An 18,672-nucleotide genomic window follows, 5' to 3' on the forward strand; every position below is an offset into this window, starting at 1 on the left:
GAAATACCATGATTAAAGTGGTTATAGCAGAAGATGATTTTCGGATTGCTCAAGTACAGGAGCAGTTCTTGCAAAAAGTAAGCGATGTAAAGTTGGTGGGAAAGGCATTAAATGCGAAGGAAACGATGGATCTTTTACGTGAAAATGAAGTGGATTTGCTGTTGCTGGACATTTATATGCCTGATGAACTGGGTACGGAATTATTGCCGAAAATACGGGAAAGTTATCCGCTGGTCGATATTATTATGGTGACTGCTGCTACCGAAAAAGCGATGCTTGAGAAAGCCGTCAAATACGGTGTTTTCAATTATCTCTTAAAGCCAGTAACCATGGACAAGTTTGTGGAAACGATTGAAGAGTTTAAAAGAAAGAGAAAATTGCTCGGCTCTAATGGTGAAGTAGATCAAAAAATGATCGACCAACTATTTGGATCTGCAAAGCAGCCAGTTGCCATGCAAAATGATCTTCCGACAGGTGTAGATGGCCATACTTTGGATAAAGTGAAAGTTGTAGTGGAGAGACTGAAAGGCGTTTCCATTGATGAAATGAGTGAAGAAATGGGGATTTCCCGAACGACGGCAAGGAGATATTTGGAGTATTTGGTTTCGGTAAATGTCTGCGTAGCAAAACATGAGTACGGGATTGTCGGAAGGCCTCAAAGAAAATATTACTTTGTAGAATGATTCAAGAAAATGGCAACTTTGGCGAATAGGAATACGCCATGGTTTATTTCATTAAGTTAACGAGGGATAAAGAATGAGAAAAAAGATAATGACCATTTCCATATTTGTTGCCATTCTTTTAACGGGATGTACTCCTGAAGAAAATCAGGAACTGGCAACAGAGGAAGTCACGATTGTTGCCGGGTCAATTGGCGGAGGATGGGACATAACGGCACGAGCGATGCAGGACAGTTTACTAAGTGAAAACCTGATTGATGGGGAGATTCATGTACTCAATAAAGTTGGGGCTGGCGGAGAACTAGGCTGGAAATATACGCAGCAGCAGAAAGATCCCGTATTAGCGGTCAACTCCAGCTTGCTTATCACGAATCATTTATTGGGCCAAAGCCAGTTGACTTATAAAGATTTTACTCCATTGGCGATATTGGCTACAGAGTGGGAAGTGGTGGTGGTTTCAAAAGATTCAAGCATTGATAGTGCCAAAACCATGATGGGAAACCTGAAAGATGCACCGCATGATTATAAAATTGGCGTTTCTCCCAGATTAGGAAATGATGATCAACTGTCGTTTGTACTGGCGAGCAAACGAGCTGGCGTGCAGCCGGAAAAACTTAACTTTCAAATTTATGAAAACAGTGCCAACGTAGTGGATGCCTTATTGAAAAAGCAAATAGATGTGGCAACCATGACGTTAGCGGAAGCGAAAAAATACTATGACCTTGATCAAGTGAAAATACTCGTGATCTCGTCTGATGACAGGTTAAAAGAACTGCCTGAAGTCCCGACTTGGTCAGAAGAAGGAATTGAAATTGTATTCGAGCACTGGCGCGGCATTATGGGACCGCCTGATATGACGGAAGATGAAATTCGATTTTGGGATCAGACGATTGAAAAAATGGTGCAAACAGAACAATGGCAGCAAACGCTCGAGAAGTATATGTGGAAAGATTTTTATATGAATAGCAGTGAAACAACTCAATTTCTAGAACAGCAAAGTAAGATGTATGAGGATTTGATGAAGACTAATGAGGGAAACGAATAAGTTTCTGGATAAATAAAAAAGCTGAAATGGATTTAACAAAATAAATATTTTCGGCATCCATTTCTTGTTCTGTAGACACTTTAAAATATAGAAATCATCTTATCATGAGGTTGCCTTAGGGATAACTGTGTTAGTATTTCCGCCGGTTTATGCAGGCTGGCGGAGAGTTAAAACAGACCCTATGGGAGCCTCTTTTTATTGTTTTGCACTTTAAATAAAAGGAGCAGAAAAATCTGACAATAGTTTTAATGTACGAAATAGATTTTAAGTATTTAAATAACAATATTTTGTAAACGTTTACATAGCTGTGTAGCTCATCTATATTAATAAACAATATCTAAATTGTTGAATTATTTATTGAATTTATCAACGGACAATGGAAGAACAATAGAGGGGGAATAAATATGTTAGCACTTTTAGGGTTTTCAATGATCGGTGTATTCATGTTTTTAATCATTACCAAGCGGATGTCCGCGATGGTTGCGTTAGTGACGATACCGATTATCTTCGCATTGCTGGGAGGATTTTGGACAGGCCTCGGTGATATGATGCTGGAAGGGATTAAGCAAGTGGCACCGACGGGAGTCATGCTGATGTTTGCTATTCTGTATTTCGGTATCATGATTGATGCGGGATTGTTTGATCCGCTAGTGTCAAAAATACTATCAATCGTTAAAGGGGATCCACTGAAGATCGTCATAGGTACCGCTGTTCTTGCCATGGCTGTCGCACTTGACGGCGACGGGACGACCACTTATATGATCACTGTAACAGCAATGCTGCCGCTTTATAAACGCATTGGAATGAATCCGCTTATCTTGACATGTGTAGCCATGCTTTCATTCGGTGTCATGAACATGACGCCTTGGGGCGGGCCGACTGCAAGAGCGGTTGCTGCACTTCAACTTGATGTAGCAGATGTCTTTACGCCGCTTATCCCAGTTATGGCAGCCGGGATTTTATGGACATTATTTACAGCATTTGTCCTAGGAAAAAGAGAGCGCAAACGTTTAGGAATTGCAGAGATTCAATATTCAAAGGAAGAAAAACTTGTTATCAGTGAATTAAGTGCAACTGCCGCTATGGAAAATACGAAGCGGCCAAAATTAATCTGGATCAATTTTCTGTTAACCGTTACATTGATCATCTGTTTGGTGGCGTCTGTATTGCCATTATCGACTTTGTTCATGATTGCTTTTGTCATAGCGCTTATGATCAACTATCCGAAATTGGATGACCAGAAAGAAAGAATATCCAATCATGCAGGAAACGTCTTGGCAGTAGTCGGATTGGTTTTTGCTTCCGGCATCTTTACGGGAATCCTGTCAGGAACAGAAATGGTTGACGCGATGGCTAACAGTTTAGTTGCCGTGATTCCAGAATCGGCTGGCCCGTATTTTGCGATTATTACAGCTGTCACCAGTATTCCGTTCACTTACTTTATGGCAAACGATCCCTATTATTTTGGCGTATTGCCGATTTTAGCTGAAACTGCAGCAGTTTATGGCGTAGACCCGGTAGAAATTGCACGTGCATCACTGCTTGGCCAACCCGTCCATGCCATGAGCCCATTAATAGCATCTGCTTACTTGCTTGTAGGGATGGCTGGCGTAGAGTTCGGAGACCATCAAAAATTCATATTTAAATGGGCATTGGGATCGTGTTTTGTTATGATATTCGCAGCACTTGCCTTCGGAGTTCTTACTTTCTAAGTCATTCGTATATGTTACTGCCAATTCAATTGAATGGCGGTGGAGCTTGTAGACAAAAGAATCCTACTTTCAATCACGTGAATAACTACAAAAAACAAGGTTCTCCCCCCGGTTCCTGCGCTTCAACCGGACGCTTTCCGCGGGCTCGCGCCGAACTAACTTGGGACGGGCGCCCAAGTGGATTTCGGCACTTCGTCGCTACGCTGCCCCGCAGGAAAGGCATTGGCCGAAGGTAGTAAGGCCAAGCCTTTGCGACGAAGCTAGCGCAGCGATGTAGGAGCACATCTTTGCCCTCGCCGGTTTCCGCTGCGGAACCTGAAGTGAAATAAAAACCGGATGCTGCTTCTCTTCACTTATCTGAAAAGAGGCATCCTGGATGGAAGGGATTCCTTGAAGTAAAGCGACACCCCCAGCCGATTCGGCCACGAGACTCCTGTGGGAGCAGCGAAGCGACACGAGCCGAAGACCCTGGACTGAGCGAAGCGAAGGAAGCGGCTAAGGCCGTGCCCACGGAAAGCGAAGTGGCCGAACCGGTTGGGGGTTATACCGTTTTATTCATTCCTAGTACACTTAGTCTACATTCTGGCCGCCATTCAATTGAATGGCGGTATTTTTATTTTCTGAAGAAGGGAAGTTAAGGGATAATTTAAAAAGAGAAAGGGAATAGAATTATTGTATATGGTGAATAATTAACTTGTACAAATGGTTCAAGAGGTAAACTTGCTAGAAAGGCTCTTAGAAGAAGGAAACGAAATCATCTACTGGTGGGGTTTCTTCCATTCTTTTTAATATATGCATATTGCAACTCAAAGACTTATGATTCTAAATCTTTTCAAATAGAAGCTGATTTGACATCACTTCCAATATTCTTTAACATAAAGAAATGTGTTAAAAGAGAAGGAGAGATACTATATGAAAAAAGTAACCAATGTTTTCTGGATTTCGCTTGCCGTCGTCTTATTGGCAGTTGCGTACGGTACATTCGCGCCAGAAAATTTCGCAGAAGTTACAGGCAATATAGAGTCATTCCTGACAACTTCGTTTGGATGGTATTATTTATTGGTCGTTTCGTTCATAGTTCTATTTTGTCTGTTTTTCCTCGTCAGCCCGATGGGGAAAATCAAATTGGGGAAAGAAAATGACAAACCGGAATTTTCGTTTATATCATGGGTATCCATGCTATTTTCAGCGGGAATGGGGATTGGCCTGGTCTTTTGGGGGTCAGCTGAACCACTATCTCACTTTGCCATTGATCCGGCAACTGCAGAGCCAGGTTCTGCCGAAGCATTCCGGGAATCGATGCGTTTCACCTTTTTCCATTGGGGAATCCACGCATGGGCTATATATGGTGCCGTAGCATTAGTACTGGCCTATTTCCAATTCCGAAAAGGTGAGCCTGGTTTAATATCAGCAACGTTAAAACCGATCTTCGGTGATAAAATGAAAGGGCCATGGGGAACGCTGGTCGATGTCATTGCCATTTTTGCTACCGCTATGGGGGTGGCCACCACACTTGGATTTGGTGCAATACAGATTAACGGAGGATTATCCTTCTTATTTGAAGGAATTCCAAGCAATAATTTCATCGTCCAGGTCATCATTATCATTATTGTAACCATAATGTTCACGGTTTCCGCATGGAGCGGAGTAAGTAAAGGGATTAAATACTTGTCCAATACGAATATGGTTTTGGCTATTTTCTTATTGATTTTAGTACTTGTATTAGGTCCGACATTGCTTATTCTCAACACTTTCACGGATACGATCGGAAGCTATCTGCAAAATTTGGCTCAGATGAGTTTCCGTACTGCACCGGTCAATTCAGATGAACGAGCCTGGATAGATGGCTGGACTGTGTTTTACTGGGCCTGGTGGATTTCTTGGGCTCCTTTTGTGGGAATCTTTATTGCCCGGGTTTCGAAAGGCCGGACAATTCGCCAGTTCTTGTCAGGGGTTCTCTTGATTCCAGCTGTTTTCAGTTTCATTTGGTTTGCGACTTTCGGCACGGCGGCCATGGATGTGCAGAATAAAGGGACAGATTTAACTGGCCTGTTGACGGAAGAAACTTTGTTCGCTGTATTTGAACAACTGCCAATTGGCTCCTTCTTGTCAGTCATTGCTATTGTGCTGATTGCTATTTTCTTTGTGACATCAGCAGACTCGGCAACCTTTGTGTTAGGAATGCAATCGACAAATGGATCGCTAAATCCAGCCAATTCCGTTAAGATATCGTGGGGTATCTCTCAGTCACTGATTGCTGTAGTTTTATTGTCAACTGGTGGATTAGGTGCACTTCAAACTTCGTTGATCATAGCTGCTTTTCCGTTCTCGTTCATCATACTCTTAATGATGATATCGTTTTACAAATCAATCAGTCTTGATTTCAAAGCAGTCAAACGCAAACGTTAAAACCGCCGCTTCGGCGGTTTTTTTGTTGGCTAAAAAGAAACTCAATCAACGGATGTTATCCTACTGATTGCCAGTAGGTCGAATCCGACTTTTACGGTGAGTAAGAGGTATAATGGGGAGAGTGTTTGATAAAGGATGGAGGATTTACAATGAATGAAAGACCACATGTTTTATTAGTAGATGGAATGGCTTTGTTATTCCGCTCTTTTTTTGCAACTTCCGCAGTAGGACAGTATTTCCGGACGACGGAAGGGCTGGCAACTAACGGCGTACAGGGATTTGCACGGCACGTTCTGGCCGCTAAAACCATGATGAAGCCGACGCATCTGGCAGTATGCTGGGATATGGGGGCACAGACATTCCGTACTGAAATGTTTGACGGGTACAAAGCAAACCGGCCAGCGCCGCCGGAAGATATGCTGCATCAATTCGATTTGGCAAAAAAGGTATCGGAGCAGCTTGGCTGGAAGAATTACGGAGAAGCCGGCATCGAAGCTGACGACTTTATCGGCTCGTTTACAAAGCAATGGCAAGGTGAAGCAGATTTCACCATCATGACAGGCGACAAAGACATGCTGCAACTCTTAAACCCTTCCGTGAAAATCGCTTTTATGAAAAAAGGTTATCATATATACGATGTTTACACTGAAACCCGGTTTAAAGAAGAATATGGCATCGAGCCAGACCAGTTCGCGGATGTCAAAGCCTTTATGGGAGACGCGAGCGATGGCTACCCGGGAGTAAAAGGGATTGGACCGAAGACTGCCTTGGAGCTCATCAAAAAATACGGATCGACCGATGGAGTGCTTGAAGCGATTGACGAATTGAAACCTGCCCAAAAGAAAAAGATAGAAGAGCATAAGGATATGCTGCTGCTATCTAAAGAACTGGCTGTCATCAAATGCGATATTCCGCTCGCTGTGGCTCTTGATGAAATAGTGGTGCCGAATTATACAAGCGATATGGTCGAACTGTTCGACGGCCAGGAATTGAAACTGCTGGCGCGCCAATTGGAAAAAAGCTTGATTCCGGAACTATCTCCTTTTGACCGGACAGATCCTTACGAACGTTAAGACGTTTCGGTTTTCATTATAAGAAACCGCCCGTATTTTACTCGGGCGGTTTCTTTTTCCGTTATCGTGAATATACAGGACCACATCATCGTCCTCGTCTTCAAATCCGATAAGCGGCACCCAGTGGTAGTCATACAAAGGTTTAGAGAACCAGCGGAATGAAAAATAGCGGTCGAATTTCATTGCGAGCGGCCGCCCGGCAAGCAGTTCACTTTTAACTGTTTCCAATGAACGGACTTTTTCAATATGATAGCGCTGGCCGGCGGCTTTTTTGAAGTTCTTGATCAGCCGCCAAGTAAAAAGGCCGATTGGCGTAGTGCCAAGCAGGCCATAAAGCTGCTCAATTCCATAATCAATTTTTTCATGATGCTTTAGAATAGCGGCAATGGTGGTCGGCCCACAGGCAGATCGCTGTTTTTTGGCATCGATCGCTGCAGCGTATTGAGACATGCCTTCAAATGGAAGAAGAATTTTCAGTTTTCAGACCTCCTCAACGTTCTTGGATGGCATTTAAATTGAATACAAGGATCTTTCATTTTCCGCCAGGAGTTTCTTCAGCGCTGCCCGGAATGTATTAAAAACTTCCAGTTCCACTTGTATGCCCGCATGGACAATTTCCCGGACAAAGCGCGGATTAAAGCCGACATAAATTGGACGGAGGCCCATCAGCTTGAGAGCGTTATTGAGCTGGGACAATTCAGAGGCTAATTCGTTGTAATCGAATGTTTCCACATCTTCGATCCGCACACCGGTAAAGTCAAAAATGACGCACTCGATATCACGGTGTTCAGATGCGTATTGAAGCACTTTCGTGCGGATTGTTTCAAAACGGTTCCGGAAAATAAAACCGGCGATTGGAACGAGAATCGTATCGGGCACAATGGAAGGAATGATTGGAGCCGACATATTCTGAATCACTTTTTCATAATGCAGCACCAGTTCTTTTAACTCTCTAATTTCTTGCGATGAATCCATTAAGACACCTCTATTTCTATTATTGATTTTTATTATAGCGCAAAAAAAGAAATAGACGGTTGTCTATTTCTTCTGGCTTGCTAAAAAGTCTGTTACCGATTCAGGTGTTTTTGCATGAGCACTGTGAAGGTGGGCTGTTTTCTCACCGTTTTTGAAAACCAATAAGCTGGGAATGCCCATAACGTCGTATTTTTCTGCAAGCTCAGGCAATTCATCACGATTCACGTCAAACCATTTGTATTCGTTGTATTCTTCGATGATTGGATCGATGAACATATCCATGCGCGTGCAATCCGGACACCAGCCGGCTTGGAATTTAACGATTACTGGTTCAGTTCCTTCGATGATTTCATTGAATTGTTCAGTTGATGTAATGGGTTTCATAAAATCTCCTCCTAAATGTCTCTAAACCAGTTTACAATGCCGGATAACTTTCGGGAAGAGATTGAACTCAAAGAGTTCAATAATTTTAACGATTAAATATTGCGAAAACAATGAAAATAATTTACACTGAGGACATAGAGAGCGTTCTATTTTTTTAAGTAAAAAATGAATGAGGGTTCATTCAAAAAAACGAGGAGGGTTTTTCATTGGCTTACCAAATTAAAAAAGCAGCGGTGCTTGGTTCCGGTGTAATGGGTTCAGGAATTGCAGCACACCTTGCAAATATAGGAATTCCGGTTTTACTGCTGGATATCGTTCCTCGCGAATTGTCGGAAGAAGAACAGGCAAAAGGATTGTCATTAGAACATCCGCAGGTGAGAAACCGGATTGCCGCCACATCTATTCAAAAACTGTTGAAACAGAAACCGGCACCATTGACTTCTAAAAAGAATTTGCAGCTGATTACACCAGGAAACTTGGAAGATGACTTGGAGAAATTGAAAGACGTGGATTGGATCATCGAAGTAATCGTTGAAAATTTAGAAGTTAAAAAATCGCTTTATGAAAAAATTGATGCTGTCAGAACACCTGGCACAATCGTTTCATCCAATACATCCGGCATCAGCATCAACGGGATGGCTGAAGGCCGTTCAGAAGATTTTGGCAGACATTTTCTTGGTACTCATTTCTTCAACCCGCCGCGCTATTTGAAACTCCTGGAAATCATTCCGGCGCACACGACGGCACCTGAAGTTCTTCAGTTCATGACGTCATTCGGAGAAGACCGATTGGGTAAAGGCGTTGTGATTGCGAAAGATACGCCGAATTTCATAGCCAACCGCATCGGTACATACGGATTGTTGGTGACATTGCGTGAAATGCAGAACCGCGGGTATTCCATCGGAGAAGTGGATTCGGTTACAGGGCCGTTGATCGGACGCCCGAAATCAGCGACATTCCGTACATTGGATGTAGTTGGCCTCGATACATTCATGCATGTAGCGAAAAATGTTTATGACCAGACTTCCGGTGAAGAACAGAAAGTGTTTGAAACGCCTGAATTCATGAAGAAGATGATTGAGAAAGGCTGGATCGGTGCCAAATCAGGACAAGGATTCTTCCTTAAAAAAGACAAAGAAATTCTGGAACTGGATCCGGAAACCTTGGAATACCGCCCAGCCGGCGATTTGAAAACGCCTTCACAAGAAATGGCAAAACAACAGAAAGGCCTTGCGGCGAAAACTAAAACGCTCGTTTACGCAAACGACCGCACAGGAGAGCTTTTATGGAGCATCCTTTCGCCGACACTCCTGTATTCCGCTCAATTAGCTGGTGAAATTGCAGACGATATAGTGGCCATTGACAATGCCATGAAATGGGGATTCGGCTGGGAACAAGGGCCGTTTGAAACATGGGATGCAATCGGCGTCCGAAAATCAGTCGAAAAAATGCAGCAGGAAGGTTTACAGATTCCTGCCTTTGTTCAAAGTTTACTCGACAGCGGCAATGAGAGCTTCTATAAAGAAGAAAACGGCAACCTGTATTTCTTTAATGGAACCGATTACCAGCCGGTGCCAGTCAACGAAAAAGCGATTGATTTAAAACGTTATAAGAAAAAGAACGGGGTCTTGAAGTCAAATTCAGGAGCAAGCTTGATTGATCTTGGAGACGGCATTTTGCTGCTGGAATTCCATTCGCGTTCAAATGCAATCGGCTTGGACATTATGCAAATGATCAATTATGCAATAGATGAAGTAGAAAAGAATTACAAAGGCTTGGTCATCGGGAACCAAGGCAAGAACTTCTGTGTCGGCGCGAACCTTGGGATGATCCTGATGGAAGCGCAAGATGACAATATCTTTGAACTGGATTTCACTATCCGGACCTTCCAGAACTCGTTAATGAAAATCAAATACAGTTCCAAACCTGTAGTGGTCGCACCGTTCGGCATGACGCTTGGCGGAGGCGCGGAAGTTGCGCTTCATGCAGCACATATCCAGGCTTCGATGGAGACGTATATGGGCTTAGTGGAAGCGGGCGTTGGGCTGATTCCTGGCGGCGGTGGAAACAAAGAACTTTACATCAAGCACTTGAAAGGCCTGCCGAACGGCGTAACGGTCGATTACCAGAATATCGCAAGCAATGTGTTTGAAACGATTGCAATGGCAAAAGTGTCTACTTCAGCAGAAGAAGCGCGTGAAAATAACTTCTTGAATTTCACAGATGGCATCAGCGTCAACAGCGATCATCTGATTTATGATGCAAAACAAGCAGCACTTGCTTTATATGAAAATGGCTACCAGGCACCGATTCGCGAAAAAGTGCCGGTTACCGGTGAGCCTGGATACGCCACTCTTTTACTCGGAGCAGAAGGCATGTTCATATCCGGCTATATTACAGAGTATGATTTGAAAATCGCCAAGAAACTCGCTTTTGTCTTGTCCGGCGGAAAACTTCCATACGGTACGAAAGTGAATGAACAATACTTGTTGGATCTGGAACGTGAAGCATTTTTAAGCTTGGTTGCGAAACCGAAAACTCAGCAGCGGATGCAGCATATGCTGGTCAAAGGCAAACCGCTCCGCAACTAATCGAAGATATTAAAGGAGGAAAAACACATGCGCGAAGCAGTAATCGTCGCCGGGGCCAGAACTCCGGTCGGCAAAGCGAAAAAAGGCTCTCTTGCTACTGTGCGTCCGGATGATTTCGGCGCATTGGTAGTCCGGGAAGCATTAAACCGGGCAGGCGGATATGATGGCCCGATAGATGATTTGATCATGGGATGTGCGATGCCGGAAGCTGAACAAGGCATGAACATTGCACGCAATATCGGTGCATTGGCAGGATTGCCGGATACGGTATCAGCAGTAACAGTCAACCGATTCTGTTCATCAGGGCTTCAGTCGATCGCTTATGCAGCCGAACGGATCATGGTCGGAAGCGCAGAAGCAATCATAGCCGGTGGTGTTGAATCGATGAGCATGGTGCCGATGATGGGCAATGTGATCCGGCCGAATTCAAAGCTGGCGGAGACAGCTCCTCAATACTATATGAGCATGGGGCATACGGCAGAGCAAGTCGCTACTCAATACGGCGTAAGCCGGGAAGATCAGGACGCTTTTGCTGTCCGGTCCCATGAAAAAGCGGCTGCAGCAATCGCTGCCGGCAAATTCGATGAAGAAATCGTGCCGGTCGAAGTCACTAAGCGTTTCGTCGATGACAATAATAAATACCAGGAAAAAACATTCATGTTTGAAATGGACGAAGGCGTGCGACACGGCACAAGCATTCAATCCTTGAACAAGCTCCGAGCAGCTTTCTCGGCCCGCGGCACAGTAACTGCCGGAAACTCTTCGCAGACTTCAGACGGTGCCGGAGCGGTGTTGGTCATGGACCGGGAAAAAGCAGAAGCACTCGGATTAAAGCCGATTGCAAAATTCCGTTCATTTGCAACAGGAGGTGTGCCGCCGGAAGTGATGGGAATCGGTCCGATTGTCGCCATCCCGAAAGCATTGAAATTGGCTGGCCTTTCAATTGAGGATATTGATGTATGGGAATTGAATGAAGCTTTCGCTTCCCAATCGTTAGGCGTCATCCGCCATCTCAACCTTGATATCGATAAAGTGAACTTAAACGGCGGCGCCATAGCTTTAGGCCACCCGCTTGGAGCAACAGGATCTATTTTGACGATGAAGATGATGAGTGAATTAAAACGCCAAGGAAAACAATTCGGCGTTGTGACAATGTGCATCGGCGGCGGTATGGGCGCAGCCGGCGTTTTTGAAATGCTGTAAATTATTGAGTAAGTTGAATTGAAGAAATGGCTTTTTGTATACCGCTTAGGCCGCTTTGGGCATGGCTTTCGCAAGAAGCCAGGCAAAGAACGCCTGTCTTCTTGCTTCGCCTAGCCCGTGGACGCGCCTGCGCTGGATAGGTTTTCTATAAAAGTATGATTACTTAATATACCTCTTTGATTATTAATTACTTTGGAGCAAAACAGCGGAGACGTTCGCAGCAAGCGAAGCTGCTGTGCGGAATATCGATTAAAAAATTCATGCATTTTAATATAACCTAACGATAAAACAGGAGGAATAAAAAATGGCAGAATCTAAGACGTTAATCAAAGGCGGCAGTTTCTTAATCGAAGATGCAGACTTATCCCGAGTATTTACACCGGAAGACTTTACGGAAGAGCAAAAAATGATCGCTAAAACGACCGAGGATTTTGTGAATACGGAAGTAATGCCTGTGGTGGAGAAACTGGAAAACCATGAGTTTGAGCATTCTGTGCGGCTATTGAAAACGGCTGGAGAGATCGGCCTTCTCGGTGCCGATGTACCGGAGCAATACGGCGGCCTTGGCCTGGATAAAATCGCTTCCGCTTTGATTGCGGAAAAAATGTCGAAAGCGGGCGGTTTCTCGATTACACACGGTGCCCATGTTGGCATCGGCTCATTGCCAATTGTGCTGTTCGGCAATGAAGAACAAAAGCAGAAGTACTTGCCGCGTTTGGCAACTGGCGAACTGATTGCCGCGTATGCCCTTACAGAGCCAAGCTCCGGATCAGATGCACTGGGTGCAAAAACAGTGGCTAAGTTAAATGAAGCCGGTACGCATTACGTATTAAATGGTGAAAAACAATGGATTACAAACGCAGGATTTGCGGATGTGTTCATTGTTTATGCGAAAATTGACGGCGAGAAATTCTCAGCCTTTATTGTGGAACGTGCTTATGACGGTGTTTCTGTTGGACCGGAAGAAAAGAAGATGGGCATCAAATCCTCTTCCACGCGCACATTAGTCTTGCAGGATGCGGAAGTGCCAGTAGAAAACTTATTGGGCGAAGCAGGGCGCGGCCACATTATCGCATTTAACATTTTGAATATCGGCCGTTACAAACTAGGGGTCGGCACAGTCGGCGGTTCAAAACGTGCGATGGAAATCACGATTCCTTACACGAATCAGCGCCAGCAGTTTAAAACACCCATTTCTTCCTTCAATTTGACGCGTGAAAAACTGGCGACGATGGCTTCTCAATTGTATGCATTGGAAAGTTCGGTATACCGCACAGTTGGTCTATTTGAAGACCGCATGAGCGGCTTTACAGAAGAAGAGCATGCCAATGGGAAGTTAGTGGCGGATGCGATTGCAGAATTTGCGGTGGAATGTTCAATGAATAAATTCTTTGGCACAGAAACGCTGGATTATATTGTTGATGAAGGCGTTCAACTGCACGGTGGATACGGATTCATGCAAGAGTATGAAATCGAGCGCGCTTACCGTGATTCCCGCATCAACCGGATTTTTGAAGGAACAAATGAAATCAACCGTTTGCTGGTACCAGGTACATTGCTGCGCAAAGCGATGAAAGGCGAGCTTCCTTTATTGCAGCACGCACAGAAATTGCAAGAGGAATTGCTCATGATGATGCCGGAAGAAGTTGGCACAGAAGCGTTGGCACAGGAAAAATACTTGGTGAAAAACGCCAAGAAAATCGCTTTGCTTGCAGCTGGCCTTGCGGCGCAGACGTATGGTGCAAAGATCGAACAAGAACAGGAAGTGCTTGTGAACATCGCGGATATCGTCTCGAACGTCTTTGCGATGGAATCTGCTGTGCTCCGCACGGAAAAAGCGATTGCAGCATCCGGAGAAGAAAAAGCCCAGCAAAAATTGTTGTATACGCAAATATATTGCCAAGAAGCCTTTGACAAAATTGAGAAAGACGCAAAAGAGACATTGCTTGCGGCTGTGGAAGGCGACAATCAGCGCATGATGCTTTCTGCACTGCGTAAACTGACGCGTTCAACTCCGTATAACGTGATTGCGAAAAAGCGGGAAGCAGCTGTTAGATTAGTGGAAGCAGAGAAATATGTAGTCTAAGCTTTCTTTGAAAACGCAGCCTTCGGCTGCGTTTTTTTACATCGACCAAGAGTGCTAATTTTGGTAAGCTTGGTTAAAAGGAGGTTTTAGAATGATTACCTATTATGCATATCCGAAATGCACAACATGCCGCAAAGCAAAAAAATGGCTTGAACAAAATAACATTGAATACAATGAAATAAACATTGCTGAAACACCGCCGTCTGACAGCGAACTTCGTGGGATTTATGAGAAAAGCGGACTTGAATTGAAGAAGTTCTTTAATACAAGCGGCTTGAAGTACCGGGAACTCGGATTGAAAGACAAATTGAAAGAAATGCCTGAAGATCAGCAACTGAAGCTGCTGTCGTCAGACGGAATGCTGATTAAGCGCCCCTTGGCTTGGGATGGGGAAAAAGCGACACTCGGATTTAAAGAAGAAGAGTTTGAAAATACCTGGAAGAGAGAGCAGTGAAATCTTGTATTTCCCCAGGCTTTATGTCAAACTGAGAAATGAGTACACTACATAATTTGGAGGGTTTTCGATGAGCACACCACAAGAACTTCGTTATTCTAAAGAGCATGAATGGGTTAAAGTTGAAGGCGGTACAGCACGTATTGGCATCACGCATTTTGCACAAGCTGAACTTGGCGATATCGTTTTCGTAGAATTGCCGCAAGTTGGCGATGAAATAAAAAGAAATGAGCCATTTGGCAGCGTAGAATCAGTTAAAACTGTTTCGGAGCTTTATGCGCCTATTAGCGGGCGTGTAATTGAAGTCAACACTGAGCTTGAAGACAGTCCTGAATTTGTAAACGAATCTCCGTATGAAAATGCGTGGATGGTGGTAATCGAATCTCCAGAAGAAGCTGAAATCAACGACTTGATGTCAGCTGAACAATATCAGGAAATGATCAACGAGTAATATCCTAAAAAGCGCCTATTACTTGGCGCTTTTTTTGCTAGCTGGGCACTGGATGAAATAAGCATCTATAGGCTGATCCAATAAGGAGCAGCTTTTACACCTAATCTTTCATCATATATCAGCGAGGTGTTGACTTATGGATAAAGTAATTGTGGTTGAAGGGCTAACGGATAAAACACGAATAGCGCCGCTCATTGCAGAACCCGTGACGATTGTTTGCACAAATGGTACAGTTAGTGCATCGAGGCTTGAAGAATTATTGCTGCCTTATGAAGGTTTGGATATCATCATATTGGTGGATGCGGATAAATCAGGTGAACGGCTGCGGAAACTTGTTAAACGCGAATTCCCTGAAGCCCGGCATTTTTATATCAATCGCAGTTACAAGGAAGTGGCAGCGACGCCGATCCGGATCTTGCTCGATGTGCTGATTTCAGCAAATGTTCAAGTCAATAAGTTATTAACTGAGGGATGAAATCGATGAAAGAATGGACACATAAAGATTGGCTAAAAGAAAAGAACACTAGCTCTGCCGCGGCTTATTATTTATATACGCCGATGTGCGGTACATGCCAAGTTGCTTCTAAAATGATGGATGTCGTAAAAGAGTTGTTCCCGGATTTGCCGATGGGCAAAGCGAATTTGAATTTTGTTCAGGAAATTGCCGAATTGTACAAGGTGGAAAGTGTACCTTGCCTGCTCATTACAGAAAACGGGCAGCTGAAAGAAAAGATTTACGCATTCCAGTCTGTGCCTTACCTATACGGGAAATTGAAATCTGTTGACGAAAAATGTCGAGCATGGTAAATTGGATTTCTGAACAATAATTTCATATCGTAACTCTTATTTAGAGTGGTGGAGGGAAGTGCCCTATGAAGCCCGGCAACCGTCATGAAAATGAAATGGTGCCAAATCACACAAAGCAAAAGCTTTGGGAGATGAGAGAGCGGTTTTCGTGTTTTCACGGTTACCCTTCTGCTCAGTTCTGCGCGGAAGGGTTTTTTATTTTGGATTAGGAGTTGTAAAAGGATGATTGAATTAAAAGAACTGTCGAAGGTTTTCGACACAGGCAAAGGCACTTTAACAGCTGTCGACCATGTCGATCTGTCGATTTCATCCGGTGAAATTTTTGGCATTATCGGCTATAGCGGGGCAGGGAAAAGTACATTGATCCGTTTATTGAACGGATTGGAAAAGCCTACTTCGGGGACGGTAACAATAAACGGCCAAAATATCTCGGCAAGTAAAGGACTAGAGCTGCGGAAAGCGCGCCAGAAAGTCAGTATGATTTTCCAGCATTTTAACCTTCTGTGGTCACGCACAGTAAAAGAAAACATTGAATTTCCACTTGAAATCGCAGGTGTTCCAAAAAACAAGCGCGACGCCCGCGTTCAGGAATTGGTGGAATTAGTTGGGCTCACGGGTAGAGAACATGCTTATCCGTCCCAGCTGTCGGGCGGCCAGAAACAGCGTGTCGGCATTGCCCGTGCGCTGGCTAATGAACCTGAAGTGCTGCTATGTGATGAAGCCACTTCAGCACTCGATCCGCAGACAACCGATTCGATTCTGGAACTCCTGGTCGATATCAATAAACGTCTCGGGCTTACGATTGTTCTCATTACCCATGAGATGCACGTTATTCGGAAGATTTGCCATCGTGTCGCTGTTATGGAAGGCGGGCGCGTCGTTGAACTGGGAGACGTATTGAATGTCTTTCAGGCGCCAAAGCAGCCAATTACGAAGCGCTTTGTCGCTCAAGTCACCGATACGGAAGATTCGCATGAAACGATTAAACATCTGCGGGAACTTTACCCGACAGGCGAATTGGTGAAATTGGTTTTTGTCGGTGAACAGACGGAACAGCCTATTTTGACTAAGCTGATCCGGAAATACCCTGTAGAGATCAATATTGTGCAAGGAAATATATCGCATACGCAGCGAGGAGCTTATGGCACATTGGTATTACAAATGAAAGGTTCGCAGCAACAGATATCCGAAGCTCTCGCGTTCTTGAACGCTGAAAGTGTACAGACGGAGGTGATGGCAAATGATTGAGTCATTATTCCCGAATGTCGATTGGGACAGTATGTGGGAAGCGACGCTCGAAACATTATATATGACAGCCATGTCGACGTTCTTTACATTTGTCATCGGATTGGTTTTGGGAATCGTCTTATTTTTGACGGCACCGAAACAATTATGGGCTAACAGTGTGGTAAATTGGTTGACTGGTGCATTCGTCAACATTTTCCGTTCGATTCCGTTTATCATTTTAATCATTTTGCTGATTCCGTTTACGAAATTTCTCATCGGCACGATCCGAGGGCCGAATGCTGCATTGCCTGCCTTGATTATTGGAGCGGCGCCATTTTATGCGCGCATGGTATTGATTGCGCTGAAGGAAATTGATAAAGGAGTCATCGAGGCTGCGCGTTCTATGGGCGCAACAACTTGGACGATTATCCGTAAAGTGTTGCTGCCAGAGTCCAAACCGGCATTAATCTCAGGTATCACAGTTACAGCGATTGCATTGGTGGGATATACTGCCATGGCCGGAATTATCGGTGCGGGCGGCCTAGGAACACTTGCGTTCTTGGACGGTTTCCAGAGAAGCCGGGAAGATGTTACGCTTATGGCAACTATTTTGATTTTGATTATCGTCTTCGCAATCCAGTTTATTGGTGACCGAATGACTACAAAATCAGATAAACGCTAACAGCTGAACTATAAAAAACATAGAAAAAGGGGATCGGTTACATGAAAAAATTACTAGCAGGATCATTATTGACAGCACTTGTACTTGCAGGCTGCGGAGGCGGCAATGGCGGAGCAAGCGAAGAAGAGACAAGCACATTAAAAGTGGGCGCTTCAAACGTCCCGCACGCAATTATTTTGGAACAGGCAAAGCCGCTTCTTGAAGAGCAAGGAATTGAATTAGATATTGAGACATATCAGGATTATATTTTGCCGAACCAAGATTTAGAAGCTGGAGAAATTGATGCCAACTATTTCCAGCACATTCCATATTTGGAGTCTCAAAAGAAGGAATTTGGCTATGATTTTGAAAACGCAGGCGGAATCCACATTGAACCGATCGGTGTTTATTCTCAGAAATATGCTTCATTGGAAGAACTTCCTGAAGGGGCAACAATTTTAATGAGCAACTCGGTGGCTGACCATGGCCGTATTTTATCGATGCTTGAAGCTCAAGGCTTGATCAAACTGGCAGAAGGCATAGACAAAACGACTGCTGAAGTGAAGGATATTGTGGAAAACCCGAAAAATCTTGAGTTTGATGCGAACTATGAAGCAGCATTGATGGTTCAACTTTATGAAGCAGGCGAAGGCGATGCTTTGTTGATCAACTCAAACTATGCAATCGATGCAGGATTGAGCCCATTGGAAGATTCAATTGCACTTGAAAGTTCAGAATCTCCATACGTCAATATCATTGCAGTCAATAAAGGCGATGAAGACAGCGAAAATATCAAAGCATTAGTGGAAACCCTGAAATCACAGGAAATCCAAGACTTCATTTTAGAAGAATGGGGCGGGGCAGTAGTACCTGTCAAATAATAATGATATAGCTTTACACACGTCATAAAACTG

Annotated in this window: 18 protein-coding genes and 1 riboswitch; of the genes, 15 read left to right on the top strand and 3 right to left on the bottom strand. The window is 44.1% G+C overall.

Annotated features, from left to right (window positions below; genetic code table 11):
• The first annotated feature begins 8 nt into the window (after positions 1 to 8).
• The 5 genes from QWY16_RS06190 to QWY16_RS06210 all read left to right on the top strand — a co-directional run bounded on the left by QWY16_RS06190 (position 9) and on the right by QWY16_RS06210 (position 6,919).
• The gene (locus QWY16_RS06190; RefSeq protein WP_300992071.1) at positions 9 to 683 is read left to right on the top strand and encodes a response regulator; all 675 of its coding nucleotides are present in this window, start codon (positions 9 to 11) and stop codon (positions 681 to 683) included.
• 73 nt (positions 684 to 756) lie between these two features.
• Positions 757 to 1,725 (top strand): tripartite tricarboxylate transporter substrate binding protein, encoded by a 969-nt coding sequence (locus tag QWY16_RS06195; RefSeq protein WP_300992073.1) that lies wholly within the window; start codon positions 757 to 759, stop codon positions 1,723 to 1,725.
• A gap of 404 nt (positions 1,726 to 2,129) precedes the next feature.
• A complete protein-coding gene (locus QWY16_RS06200) occupies positions 2,130 to 3,437 on the top strand; it encodes a CitMHS family transporter (RefSeq protein WP_300992075.1) in 1,308 nt (435 codons plus the stop codon).
• A gap of 912 nt (positions 3,438 to 4,349) precedes the next feature.
• Positions 4,350 to 5,846 carry a glycine betaine uptake BCCT transporter gene (locus QWY16_RS06205; RefSeq protein ID WP_300992077.1) on the top strand — a complete coding sequence of 499 codons (1,497 nt, stop codon included), beginning with the start codon at positions 4,350 to 4,352 and terminating at the stop codon, positions 5,844 to 5,846.
• A 149-nt stretch (positions 5,847 to 5,995) separates the two neighbouring features.
• Positions 5,996 to 6,919 (top strand): 5'-3' exonuclease, encoded by a 924-nt coding sequence (locus QWY16_RS06210; RefSeq protein ID WP_300992078.1) that lies wholly within the window; start codon positions 5,996 to 5,998, stop codon positions 6,917 to 6,919.
• Here the strand turns inward: QWY16_RS06210 and QWY16_RS06215 are convergent.
• The 3 genes from QWY16_RS06215 to QWY16_RS06225 form a co-directional block, all read right to left on the bottom strand.
• Positions 6,881 to 7,369: a C39 family peptidase gene (locus QWY16_RS06215; RefSeq protein ID WP_300992079.1), complete on the bottom strand. Its 489-nt coding sequence runs from the start codon at positions 7,367 to 7,369 to the stop codon at positions 6,881 to 6,883. The two genes, QWY16_RS06210 and QWY16_RS06215, sit on opposite strands and share 39 nt — an antisense overlap.
• A 60-nt stretch (positions 7,370 to 7,429) precedes the next feature.
• Positions 7,430 to 7,894, bottom strand: a complete 465-nt coding sequence (locus QWY16_RS06220; RefSeq protein WP_300992080.1) for an STAS domain-containing protein — start codon at positions 7,892 to 7,894, stop codon at positions 7,430 to 7,432.
• A 63-nt stretch (positions 7,895 to 7,957) separates the two neighbouring features.
• Positions 7,958 to 8,278, bottom strand: coding sequence for a thioredoxin family protein (locus QWY16_RS06225; protein ID WP_300992081.1), 321 nt, complete (start codon positions 8,276 to 8,278; stop codon positions 7,958 to 7,960).
• Between the two features lie 206 nt (positions 8,279 to 8,484).
• On the opposite strand from QWY16_RS06225, the gene QWY16_RS06230 reads away from it, so the two are divergent.
• From QWY16_RS06230 to QWY16_RS06275, 10 genes are all read left to right on the top strand, one after another.
• The gene (locus QWY16_RS06230) at positions 8,485 to 10,869 is read left to right on the top strand and encodes a 3-hydroxyacyl-CoA dehydrogenase/enoyl-CoA hydratase family protein (RefSeq protein ID WP_300992082.1); all 2,385 of its coding nucleotides are present in this window, start codon (positions 8,485 to 8,487) and stop codon (positions 10,867 to 10,869) included.
• A 27-nt stretch (positions 10,870 to 10,896) separates the two neighbouring features.
• A complete protein-coding gene (locus tag QWY16_RS06235; RefSeq protein WP_300992083.1) occupies positions 10,897 to 12,072 on the top strand; it encodes an acetyl-CoA C-acetyltransferase in 1,176 nt (391 codons plus the stop codon).
• A 304-nt stretch (positions 12,073 to 12,376) separates the two neighbouring features.
• Positions 12,377 to 14,158: an acyl-CoA dehydrogenase FadE gene (locus QWY16_RS06240; RefSeq protein ID WP_300992084.1), complete on the top strand. Its 1,782-nt coding sequence runs from the start codon at positions 12,377 to 12,379 to the stop codon at positions 14,156 to 14,158.
• Positions 14,159 to 14,249: 91 nt separating this feature from the next.
• Positions 14,250 to 14,612, top strand: a complete 363-nt coding sequence (locus QWY16_RS06245; protein ID WP_300992085.1) for an arsenate reductase family protein — start codon at positions 14,250 to 14,252, stop codon at positions 14,610 to 14,612.
• Positions 14,613 to 14,682: 70 nt separating this feature from the next.
• Positions 14,683 to 15,063 (top strand): glycine cleavage system protein GcvH, encoded by a 381-nt coding sequence (gene gcvH, locus QWY16_RS06250; protein WP_300992086.1) that lies wholly within the window; start codon positions 14,683 to 14,685, stop codon positions 15,061 to 15,063.
• A gap of 136 nt (positions 15,064 to 15,199) precedes the next feature.
• Positions 15,200 to 15,538: a ribonuclease M5 gene (locus QWY16_RS06255; protein WP_300992087.1), complete on the top strand. Its 339-nt coding sequence runs from the start codon at positions 15,200 to 15,202 to the stop codon at positions 15,536 to 15,538.
• Positions 15,539 to 15,543: 5 nt separating this feature from the next.
• Complete coding sequence (locus QWY16_RS06260) at positions 15,544 to 15,870, top strand: thioredoxin family protein (RefSeq protein WP_300992088.1); 327 nt, start codon at positions 15,544 to 15,546, stop codon at positions 15,868 to 15,870.
• Between the two features lie 33 nt (positions 15,871 to 15,903).
• Positions 15,904 to 16,008: riboswitch (SAM riboswitch) on the top strand.
• Positions 16,009 to 16,092: 84 nt separating this feature from the next.
• Positions 16,093 to 17,118, top strand: coding sequence for a methionine ABC transporter ATP-binding protein (locus QWY16_RS06265; protein ID WP_300992089.1), 1,026 nt, complete (start codon positions 16,093 to 16,095; stop codon positions 17,116 to 17,118).
• Positions 17,111 to 17,779, top strand: coding sequence for a methionine ABC transporter permease (locus tag QWY16_RS06270; RefSeq protein WP_300992090.1), 669 nt, complete (start codon positions 17,111 to 17,113; stop codon positions 17,777 to 17,779). The genes QWY16_RS06265 and QWY16_RS06270 overlap by 8 nt, the downstream gene beginning before the upstream one ends.
• 41 nt (positions 17,780 to 17,820) lie before the next feature.
• Positions 17,821 to 18,639, top strand: coding sequence for a MetQ/NlpA family ABC transporter substrate-binding protein (locus QWY16_RS06275; RefSeq protein WP_300992091.1), 819 nt, complete (start codon positions 17,821 to 17,823; stop codon positions 18,637 to 18,639).
• The last annotated feature ends 33 nt before the right edge of the window (positions 18,640 to 18,672 follow it).

The organism is Planococcus shenhongbingii, from assembly GCF_030413635.1.
Classification (GTDB): domain Bacteria; phylum Bacillota; class Bacilli; order Bacillales_A; family Planococcaceae; genus Planococcus; species Planococcus shenhongbingii.